Raw genomic sequence first — 8693 nt, 5'->3', positions numbered from 1 at the left:
TGGGGTGGTGGAGATGGACCAGGTGGAGCTTTCCAACCTCCACCGCCAGGTCCTTTACACCACGATGGACGTGGGCCGGCCCAAGGCGGAGGTGGCGGCCGAGCGGCTTAAAGCCCTGAACCCCCATGTGGAGGTGGAGGCCTTCCCCGTCCGCCTCACTTCGGCAAACGCCCTGGAGATCCTGGGCCGGTTTGACCTCATCGTGGACGCTTCGGACAACTTCCCCACCCGCTACCTGGCAAGCGACGCCGCGGTGCTTTTGGATAAGCCCCTGGTCTACGGGGCCATCCACCAGTTCGACGGCCAGGTGGCGGTCTTTCACCACCGGACCAAGGAGGGGGAGATGGGCCCCTGCTACCGCTGCCTCTTCCCCAAGCCTCCCCCGCCGGGGAGCGTTCCTTCCTGTGCGGAGGCGGGGGTGTTTGGGGTTTTGCCTGCGGTGGTGGGTAGCCTCATGGCCACAGAGGCCCTGAAGATCCTCCTCGGCATCGGCGAGGTCCTCGCGGGCGGCCTCCTCCTTTACGACGCCCTCTTGGCCCAGTTTCGGAAACTCGCCCTCCGGCGCAACCCCGCCTGCCCCGTCTGCGGCGACCGCCCCACCCAGACCACCCTGATCGACTACGAGGCCTTCTGCGGGTTTTGAGGGTAGAATGCCCCTGGGGGCACCCTTTGGGGTGCGGAAAGGAAAGGGTGAGGATATGGAAGTGGCCCGTGGTCTGGAAGGCGTTCTTTTCACGGAGAGCCGGATGTGCTTTATCGACGGGGAGAAGGGGCGGCTTTACTACTTCGGTTACCCCATCCAGGAGCTTGCGGAGAAGAGCTCCTTTGAGGAGGTGACCTTCTTACTCCTTCACGGCAGATTGCCCAAAAAGGAGGAGCTCGAGGCCTTCACCCGAAGGCTGGCCCAGCGGCGGGCCCTTCCGGAACCCCTCCTGGACTCCCTGCGCCGCTACCCCCGCGAGGCCCATCCTATGAGCATCCTGCGCACCGCGGTCTCCGAGCTCGGCCTTTTGGACCCCACCGAGGGAGAGATCACCCAGGAGGCCCTTTACGAGAAGGGCCTGGACCTCGTGGCCCGCTTTGCCACCATCGTGGCGGCGAACAAGCGGTTTAGGGAGGGGAAGGAGCCCATCCCCCCCCGGGAGGACCTTTCCCACGCGGCCAACTTCCTCTACATGGCCAATGGCACCGAGCCCAGCCCGGAGCAGGCCAGGCTGATGGACGCGGCCCTCATCCTCCATGCGGAACACGGCTTTAACGCCTCCACCTTCACCGCCATCGCCGCCTTTTCCACGGAGACGGACCTCTACTCCGCCATCACCGCCGCCGTGGCCTCCCTCAAGGGGCCCCGGCACGGGGGGGCCAACGAGGCGGTCATGAAAATGATCCAGGAGATCGGCTCTCCCGAAAGGGCCCGGGAGTGGGTCCAGAAGAAGCTGGCCCAGAAGGAGCGGATCATGGGGATGGGCCACCGGGTCTACAAGGCCTTTGACCCGAGGGCCGGCGTCCTGGAAAGGCTTGCCCGGCTGGTGGCGGAAAAGCACGGCCACTCCAAGGCGTACCAGATTCTAAAGATCGTGGAGGAGGAGGCGGGGAAGGTCCTAAACCCCCGGGGGATCTACCCCAACGTGGACTTCTACTCCGGGGTGGTCTACTCCGACCTGGGCTTTGGCCTCGAGTTCTTCACCCCCATCTTCGCCGTGGCCCGGATCTCGGGCTGGGTGGGGCATATCCTGGAGTACAAGGCCCTGGACAACCGCCTTCTCCGCCCAGATGCCAGGTACATCGGGGAGCTGGACCGCCCCTACATCCCCCTCGAGGCCCGCTAGAAGAGGGGGTCGTCCTGAAGGACCAGGGTCTTTAGGTAGAAGCTCTCCGGGATGTGCAGGCTGTAGGGATGGTCCCTAGGTTGGATCCAGAAGGCGTGGACCCTTAGCCGGCGGCCCGTGTCCGCGGCGGCCCGCCGGCTCACCTCGAGGAGCTCTGGAAAGCCTAGGTGGTAAGAGCAGGAGGAAAGCCAGACGTACCCCCCGGGGGCCAGGAGGCGGTAGGCCTCCCTGAGGAGGTCCACCAGATGGGCCTTTATCCGGGGAAGCTCCTCGGGCCGCTTGACCAGGGTGGGGGGGTCCAGGAGGATCTGGGTGAAGCTCCCCGTAAGCCCCCGGAGCACCGGAAGGGCCTCCCCATGCCGCACGTCCACCTTGAGGCCCATCCTTAGGGCCACCCGGTCCAAGACGGCCAGGGCCTCCAGGTCCTTGTCCACCGCCAGGGCATAGGCCCCCTGGCGAGCGGCCCTTAAGGCGAAGCCACCCACGTAGCTGTACACGTCCAGGACGCGGTCTTCCGGCCCCACCATGGCTTCAAAGCGCCTCCGGTTTTCCCTCTGGTCCAGGTAGAACCCGGTCTTCTGGGCCAGGGCCAAGGGGATGGGGAAGACGAGGCCATCCTCCTCCACCTCCAAGACCTCCGGCACCTTTCCGAAAAGGGGGCCGCTCTTTGGGGAAAGCCCCTCCTTCACCCGCTCCTCCACATCGGAGCGTTCATAGACCCCCTTGGGGGCCAGGGCTTCCAGAAGGGCGGGAAGCCACTCCCCCCTTAGGGCCTCGGCGCTTCTCGTGCGCACCTGGAGGACCAGAACCTCTCCGAACCGGTCCACCACCAGGCCGGGAAGCCCATCCGCCTCCCCGTGGACCATCCGAACAAAGGCGCCCAGCCCCTCTCGCTTCTTCAAAGCCCTTTGGAACCGGCCCAGGAAGAAGGCCTTGTCCAGGGGGCCCTCCCCCTCCTGACGGAAGCGGTAAAGCCGGAACGGAACGCGGGCTTCCGGATCGAAATACCCTACTCCTAAAAACCCCCCGTCCGCGCTGAAGACCTTGGCCACCCCAGGCCCCTTTGGGGCTTTTAGGATCTCGTCTTTGTACACGTGGGGGTAGAAGTTGAGGAGCTTCCGCTCCTTTCCCGGCCTGACCACCAGCTCTTCCACCCTGCCTCCTTTAAAAACCCCCGCCGAGGGCGGGGGAGGTGGTGGGCCGTGCAGGACTCGAACCTGCAACCAACCGGTTATGAGCCGGCCGCTCTGACCGATTGAGCTAACGGCCCGTCCCAGGCTCAAAGTGTACCATAGCCTCCGGGTATACTGGAAGCCGGAGGTGCCCTATGACGGTCAATGAGAGCACGACCGACCGGGTGGTCCGGTTTATCCTGGCCCTCGTCCTCTTCTACTTCGCCTTCCAGTCCGCTTCGCCTTGGAACTGGGTTTTGGGCGTGGTGGGGGCGGTTTTGCTCTTCACCGCCCTTACGGGGTTCTGCGGGCTTTACAGGCTCCTGGGGATCAGCACCAAGCGGTGAAGCCTCAGGTGGGGGCCTGGGTCCGGGTGGAGTTCTTCAAGTACCCGGAAGGGGCTCTTCATTACTTTTGGGAGGCCAAGGTGGTGGAGGTCCGCCCGGAGGGGGTTCTGACCCTTCTGCCCCAGGGGGGCCTTTTCCACCACGTCTCCAAGGGAAGATCGGTGGTCTTGGACCACGAGGCCTACGTGGCCTTTTTCCCGGGGGCCTGGTACTCCGGGGGGCCGGACGTGCGGGAAGGGCGGGTTCTGGAGTACTACTGGAACATCCAGACCCCGTTTGAGTGGACGGGGGAGGCCTTCCGTCAGTACGACCTCGAGCTGGACGTGAAGTGCCGGGCGGACCACGCCTGCGAGGTCTTTGACCGGGAGGAGTTCCTCAGGAAGAGGCCCCTTTACCCTGAGGAATGGGTCCTAAAGGCCGAGGAGGCGGTGGGCGAGGTCTTCCGTCACATGGCCGAACGGCGCTGGCCCGTCCTGCCCCCCGGGGAGGCCCTGCCTTGGATGGAGCGGATTTAAGGAAAGAACTCCGGAACGGGGCCCGTACCTTTGGGGAAGTCGGGGCCGTAACGCTTTAGGGGCAGGAGGAGGCGGCCTTTGGCCCTCCACGCCACCGAGTCCTCCAGGACCACCTGGTAGAGGAGGCCTTTGAAAAGGGCGTGAAAGCTGTCCTCCCAGGTCTCGAGGTTCTGCGCCCGGAAGGGGTAGTTGTGCCAGGCGGGGCCCAGGTAGTAAAGCCAGGGGTCCTCTAGGGGCCGGGTGTCCTCGGTCGGAAGGCCATACAAGGCGTTGAAAAGCCCCCTCAGGCGGCTTGCGGTGAAAAGTAGGTTCAGATAGGGGTCTTTCAGGGCCTCCCGCGCCTCTGTTTCCGTTTTGGGAAAGGGCCTTGCGGGGTCCCAGGCGCCGAAGCGCTCCAGGCGGGGTTTTTGCCTCAGGGTATCCTCCCAGCTCATCTGGGCCAGGCCCAATGTGCGGGAAAAGGGGGCCTGGCCTTCCTGTTTGGCCAGGGCCAAGGCGGTTTCGTCCGCCACCTCCCGTACCCCCCGGGAAAGCCCCAAGGCCTTGTCCCCCCCGTACTGCTCGTTGTCCACGATGGCCGCCAGGACCCCGGCGGGGATGCGGAGGGCGGCCGCGGCCGCCCGGATCTCCTCCTGGTGGGACAGGACGTACCCGGGCGCGGTGGGTAGGCCCTCGAGGTTCACGGCCTCCCTCCGCTTGGCCTGGCCGATGGAATGAAGCCAGGCCTCCGCCTTCTCCAGGGCCTCCAGGGGGGTTTTGAAGGCGGAGCGCTTGCCCTCGGCCTGGTTTCGGACTTCCAGGCGCAAAAGCCAGGCCACCGCCCGCGCGGCCTCCTCCCCCAAAAGGAGCTGGGCGCTGCTTTTGAGGGCGAGAAAGCGCTCGACAAAGGCTTCCCGTTTGGCCGGGGGATAGGGGAGGTACGCCCGAAGCCCCTCCGCCTTGGGGCGGTGGCCGGGGGCCGTCCAGGAGACCAGGAGGACCAGAAGGAAGGCCAGGCTTTTTCTGAGGCGCAAGGCTCTTTAATCCCTAGGGTCCAGCTCTACGGTGGCCTCCTCCACGGGTTCCGAAAGGGTGGGGTAGGTCCGCCGGCCGCCCCCCTTCCGTTCCAGCACCTCCCGCCACTCCCTGAGGTCTAAAAAGCGGTCCGCCAGGTTGCGGAGCTCGAGGTCCACGGCCTCGGGAATCCCCAGGAGGTGAACCTCCTTGCCCATGCCCCGCAGGACGGTTAAGGTGTGGGCGAGCTCTCCGCTTGCCGAGGCCAGAAGGGCCCGGTCCCACCGGGGGGCGGTGGTGAGGAGGTCGGTGGCGATCAGGGCCTCAAACCGGGGCTCCCGGCCTGGGGTGTAGCGGCTTCGCACCGTATACCCCATGAAGACCAGGGCCTCGATGAACCGCTTTTGCCGCTCATCATCGGGGTCAGTGACCGGGGCGTAGTAAAAGGCGTTGTAGAGCTGCTCGGGGGTGGAGAACTGGGTCAGGACCCGCTTGTGGTCCACGTTCCAGCCCAGCCGCTTGGAGGCTTGGTACATGTACGAGCCATCTATGAAGATGCCAATCCGCATGGCCCCATCTTAAAGGGGTATCCTTCACCTGTGGAGGTTCTCCTTCAGCCTCTCTTTTGGGTGAACCGCACCCCGGGCCGGCTGGATCCCCTGATCCTCCTCGAGCCCAAGCGGATGGGGGTGGTCTTTACCCGCAAGGAGGCCTGCCCCCCTTTGGGGGAGGTGGTGGAGTGCCGGTCCTTTTGGTGCAAGGAGGAGCTTCTCAAGGGCCTGCTTCTCCTGGGGTTAAAGGCGCTCGTGGTAGACCCGGGGCCCAAGGCCCAGGTGCTGGACCTCGAGGAGGCCCTGGCCTACCTAGAAAGCCACAAGCGGGGGCCCTCTTGCCTGTAGACCAGGCCCTCAGACGCCCGCTTTTTCCTCGGCCCTTTCCGAGGAGTGGCCAGGATTCACCTTGAGGCTAGGGTTGGCGTAGGCGGCCGCGTGGTTGGCGGCGATGGCCGCTTCGCCAAACCCCAAGGCGATCAGGGGAAGCTTTCCCGGGTAGGTGACGACGTCCCCGCAGGCGTAGACCCCGGGGAGGCTGGTGGCCATGGTCGTGTCCACCTTGATGCGGTTCTTCTCCAGCGTGAGCCCCCAGCCCGCCAAAGGTCCGAGCTTGGTCAGGTACCCCGCCAGGATGAGAACCGCGTCCACCTCGAGGACCCGCTCCTCCTGGGTCTGGTTGTGGAAGATCACCGCCCGCTCCACCCGACCTTCCCCCTCTATCCGCCGGACCTCATAGGGGGTGAGGACGGCCAGGGCGCCCTCCTCGGCCCTTTGCAAAAGCTCCCGGGTGCTGGCCTCGTGGGCCCTGAACTGAGGCCGCCGGTGGATGAGGGTGATGGCCTTGGCGGTATCCAGGAGGTTAAGGGCCCAGTCCACCGCGCTGTCCCCCCCTCCCACGATCAGGACCCGCTTCCCCTGGAACTCCGCCTTGGCCCTCACCGCATAGTAGACCCCCTTGCCCTCGAGCTCCCGCTCCCCAGGGGCCCCCAGGCGCCTGGGCTCAAACGCCCCCACCCCCGCGGCGATGATCACCGCCTTGGCGGTGTAGGCGTTGCCCAAGGAGGTGGTAAGCCGGAAGCCCTCCTCGGTCCTCTCCAGGGTCTCCGCCCGTTCGCCCAGGGCGTAATGGGGGTTAAAGGGGGCAAGCTGCTCCACCAGGCCCTTCACCAGGTCCTTGGCAAAGACCTTTGGGAAACCCGCCACGTCGTAGATGTACTTTTCCGGATACAAGGCGGAAAGCTGCCCCCCGGGCTCCGGAAGGGGGTCGATGAGCCGCACGCTAAGCCCCCGCATCCCCACGTAAAAGGCGGCGAAAAGCCCCGCGGGCCCCGCTCCGATGACGATCACGTCCGTGTGTTCCATCCTCTTCTTCCCTCCAGGTACGAGTCGGTTTCCTTCCGGGGTCGTTTAGACCCTCAGGACCACCTTGCCGAAGACCCGTCTTTCCTCCAGAAGCCGGTGCCCCTCCTGGGCCTCCTCCAGGGGCAGGACCTGGCCGACGATGGGGCGGAGCCGGCCCTCCTCGAGGAAGCGGACGATCTGGAACATCCGGCCCTTGGAACCCATGGTGGAGCCATAGATGGTGATCTGCCGGAAGAAGATGTGGGCGAAGGGCATCGTCCCCTCGTACCCGGAGGAGGCCCCCGCAATGGCGATCCGGCCTCCGTTGGCCGTGGCCTTGATCACGCCCTCCCAGTACAGCGCCCCCGTGTGGTCCACCACCGCGTCCGCCCCCTTGCCCTTTGTAAGGGCCCGGACCTCCTTGTGCCAGTCCGGATGGGTGTAGTTCACCGTTTCGTCCGCCCCCAGGTCCTTGGCCTTCCTCAGCTTCTCCTCCGAGCCCGCGGTGGCGATGACCCGGGCCCCGTGGAGCTTGGCGATCTGGATGGCGGCCACGCTTACCCCGCTCCCTGCGGCCATCACCAGAACATCCTCCCCTGGCTTGACCTGGAGCTTGTCCACCACCATCTGCCAGGCGGTGAGGAAGGTGAGGGGGAAGGCAGCGGCCTCCTCGAAGGAGAGGTTCTTGGGCTTGGGCAGGACGTTGACCTCGGGCACCACGAGGAGCTCTGCATAGCCGCCGAAGCGGTGTTCCCCCAGGATCTCGTACCGGGGGCAGAGGTTGTCCTGGCCGGATAGACACCGCTCGCACCGGCCGCAGGAAAGCCCCGGGTTGACCACCACCTCGTCCCCCGGGCTTACCCCCGTCACCCCCGGGCCTACGCTTTCCACCACCCCCGCCACGTCCGCTCCTAGGATGTGGGGCAGGACCAGCCGGGGGCTGGCCACCCCTTTGCGCACCCAGAGGTCGAGGTGGTTTAGGGCCACCGCCTTGACCCTAAGGCGCACCTCCTTGGGCCCAGGGACGGGGTCTGGGACCTCCGTGATCTTTAGGACCTCTGGTCCACCCCGGCTTTCCATCACGACCGCCCGCATACCACCTCCTTGATAGGGGATTCTCTCACGGGGGTGGCCCGGGGTCAATCGGCTTGACCCAAGAATGAAAATGCGTTATCATTTACGGGGTGGATGCGGTCGTTCTTCGGGCGGTCTCGGTGCGGCTGGGGGGGTTTGAGCCCTTGAAGGGGGTTTCCCTCTCCGTCCCCCAAGGGGCGTTCGTGGCCGTGGTGGGGCCGAACGGGGCGGGAAAGAGCACGCTTTTCAAGGTTCTCTTGGGCCTGATCCCGCACCGGGGGGAGGTAAGGGTTTTTGGGAATCCTCCTAAAAATATCGATCCGCACCTTGTAGGATATGTGCCCCAGATCAAGACCTTTGACCGGAGCTTTCCCGCTTTAAGCCTCGAGCTCGTGGTCTCGGGGATCCGACGCGCATGGCCTTTTAGGGTGACCAGGGAAGAGCGGGCCCGTGCCCTGGAGGTTCTGGAGGGGGTGGGGGCTTTGGAGCTTGCCGAAAGGCCCTTGGGGCGGCTTTCCGGAGGGCAGCTCCAGCGGGTTTTCCTGGCCCGGGCCCTGGTCAAGAGGCCCCGGTTGCTGCTCTTAGACGAGCCCGCCACCGGGATCGACCGCCTGGGCGAGCAGGACCTCTACCGCCTTCTGGAGGCCTACCAGGCCCAGTCGGGGGCCACCGTCCTCATGATCACCCACGACTGGGAGGCGGCCTACCACCACGCCACCCACGTTTTGGTCTTGAACCGGGAGGTCATCGGCTTTGGTCCGCCGAAGAGGGCTTTGAGCGAGGAGTGCCTGCGGCGCGCCTTCGGGCATTTGGGCCATGCCCACGCCATCCGGTTGGCAGGGGAGGCGGAATGATGGAGGCTTGGCAC

Annotated in this window: 11 protein-coding genes and 1 tRNA gene; 6 read left to right on the top strand and 6 right to left on the bottom strand. The window is 65.5% G+C overall.

Features of this window, described 5'->3' with window-relative positions; genetic code table 11:
- Together C4301_RS02975 and C4301_RS02970 are read left to right on the top strand one after the other, a co-directional pair.
- Positions 1-643: ThiF family adenylyltransferase (locus C4301_RS02975; protein ID WP_352413628.1), on the top strand; the 643-nt coding region annotated here is incomplete at its 5' end.
- 55 nt (positions 644-698) lie between these two features.
- On the top strand, positions 699-1829 hold the full coding sequence (locus C4301_RS02970) for a citrate/2-methylcitrate synthase (protein WP_352413627.1): 1131 nt from the start codon (positions 699-701) through the stop codon (positions 1827-1829).
- On the opposite strand, the gene C4301_RS02965 is transcribed toward C4301_RS02970, so the two are convergent.
- Together C4301_RS02965 and C4301_RS02960 are read right to left on the bottom strand one after the other, a co-directional pair.
- A complete protein-coding gene (locus tag C4301_RS02965; RefSeq protein WP_352413626.1) occupies positions 1826-2983 on the bottom strand; it encodes a class I SAM-dependent rRNA methyltransferase in 1158 nt (385 codons plus the stop codon). The two genes, C4301_RS02970 and C4301_RS02965, sit on opposite strands and share 4 nt — an antisense overlap.
- Positions 2984-3022: 39 nt before the next feature.
- A tRNA-Ile gene (locus tag C4301_RS02960) sits at positions 3023-3099 on the bottom strand.
- Positions 3100-3156: 57 nt separating this feature from the next.
- On the opposite strand from C4301_RS02960, the gene C4301_RS02955 reads away from it, so the two are divergent.
- Positions 3157-3348, top strand: coding sequence for a YgaP family membrane protein (locus C4301_RS02955; protein ID WP_352413625.1), 192 nt, complete (start codon positions 3157-3159; stop codon positions 3346-3348).
- Positions 3345-3863: a DUF402 domain-containing protein gene (locus C4301_RS02950; protein WP_352413624.1), complete on the top strand. Its 519-nt coding sequence runs from the start codon at positions 3345-3347 to the stop codon at positions 3861-3863. The genes C4301_RS02955 and C4301_RS02950 overlap by 4 nt, the downstream gene beginning before the upstream one ends.
- On the opposite strand, the gene C4301_RS02945 is transcribed toward C4301_RS02950, so the two are convergent.
- Positions 3860-4876, bottom strand: a complete 1017-nt coding sequence (locus C4301_RS02945; RefSeq protein WP_503012381.1) for a hypothetical protein — start codon at positions 4874-4876, stop codon at positions 3860-3862. The genes C4301_RS02950 and C4301_RS02945 overlap by 4 nt on opposite strands.
- 6 nt (positions 4877-4882) lie before the next feature.
- A complete protein-coding gene (locus C4301_RS02940; protein ID WP_352413623.1) occupies positions 4883-5425 on the bottom strand; it encodes a LabA-like NYN domain-containing protein in 543 nt (180 codons plus the stop codon).
- 30 nt (positions 5426-5455) lie between these two features.
- Here C4301_RS02940 and C4301_RS02935 point away from each other — a divergent pair, with 30 nt between their 5' ends.
- Positions 5456-5755 carry a hypothetical protein gene (locus tag C4301_RS02935; protein WP_352413622.1) on the top strand — a complete coding sequence of 100 codons (300 nt, stop codon included), beginning with the start codon at positions 5456-5458 and terminating at the stop codon, positions 5753-5755.
- A gap of 9 nt (positions 5756-5764) precedes the next feature.
- Here the strand turns inward: C4301_RS02935 and C4301_RS02930 are convergent, their stop codons facing one another.
- Positions 5765-6772 carry an NAD(P)/FAD-dependent oxidoreductase gene (locus tag C4301_RS02930; RefSeq protein ID WP_352413621.1) on the bottom strand — a complete coding sequence of 336 codons (1008 nt, stop codon included), beginning with the start codon at positions 6770-6772 and terminating at the stop codon, positions 5765-5767.
- 45 nt (positions 6773-6817) lie between these two features.
- Entirely contained in the window at positions 6818-7846 is a 1029-nt protein-coding gene (locus C4301_RS02925) for a zinc-binding dehydrogenase (protein WP_352413620.1), read from the bottom strand.
- Positions 7847-7935: 89 nt separating this feature from the next.
- Between C4301_RS02925 and C4301_RS02920 the strand changes: the two genes are divergently transcribed.
- Positions 7936-8679, top strand: a complete 744-nt coding sequence (locus tag C4301_RS02920) for a metal ABC transporter ATP-binding protein (protein ID WP_352413619.1) — start codon at positions 7936-7938, stop codon at positions 8677-8679.
- Positions 8680-8693: the final 14 nt, after the last annotated feature.

It is taken from the genome of Thermus sp., from assembly GCF_040290245.1.
Lineage (GTDB): Bacteria > Deinococcota > Deinococci > Deinococcales > Thermaceae > Thermus_A.
This window is presented reverse-complemented; position numbering and strand designations above follow the sequence as displayed.

What these genes read in the sequence shown, in the direction of transcription:
- C4301_RS02925 (WP_352413620.1), bottom strand. Translation starts at nt 7,846, where the DNA reads ATGCGGGCGGTCGTGATGGAAAGCCGGGGTGGACCAGAGGTCCTAAAG.
- C4301_RS02970 (WP_352413627.1), top strand. Translation starts at nt 699, where the DNA reads ATGGAAGTGGCCCGTGGTCTGGAAGGCGTTCTTTTCACGGAGAGCCGG.
- C4301_RS02930 (WP_352413621.1), bottom strand. Translation starts at nt 6,772, where the DNA reads ATGGAACACACGGACGTGATCGTCATCGGAGCGGGGCCCGCGGGGCTT.
- C4301_RS02940 (WP_352413623.1), bottom strand. Translation starts at nt 5,425, where the DNA reads ATGCGGATTGGCATCTTCATAGATGGCTCGTACATGTACCAAGCCTCC.
- C4301_RS02955 (WP_352413625.1), top strand. Translation starts at nt 3,157, where the DNA reads ATGACGGTCAATGAGAGCACGACCGACCGGGTGGTCCGGTTTATCCTG.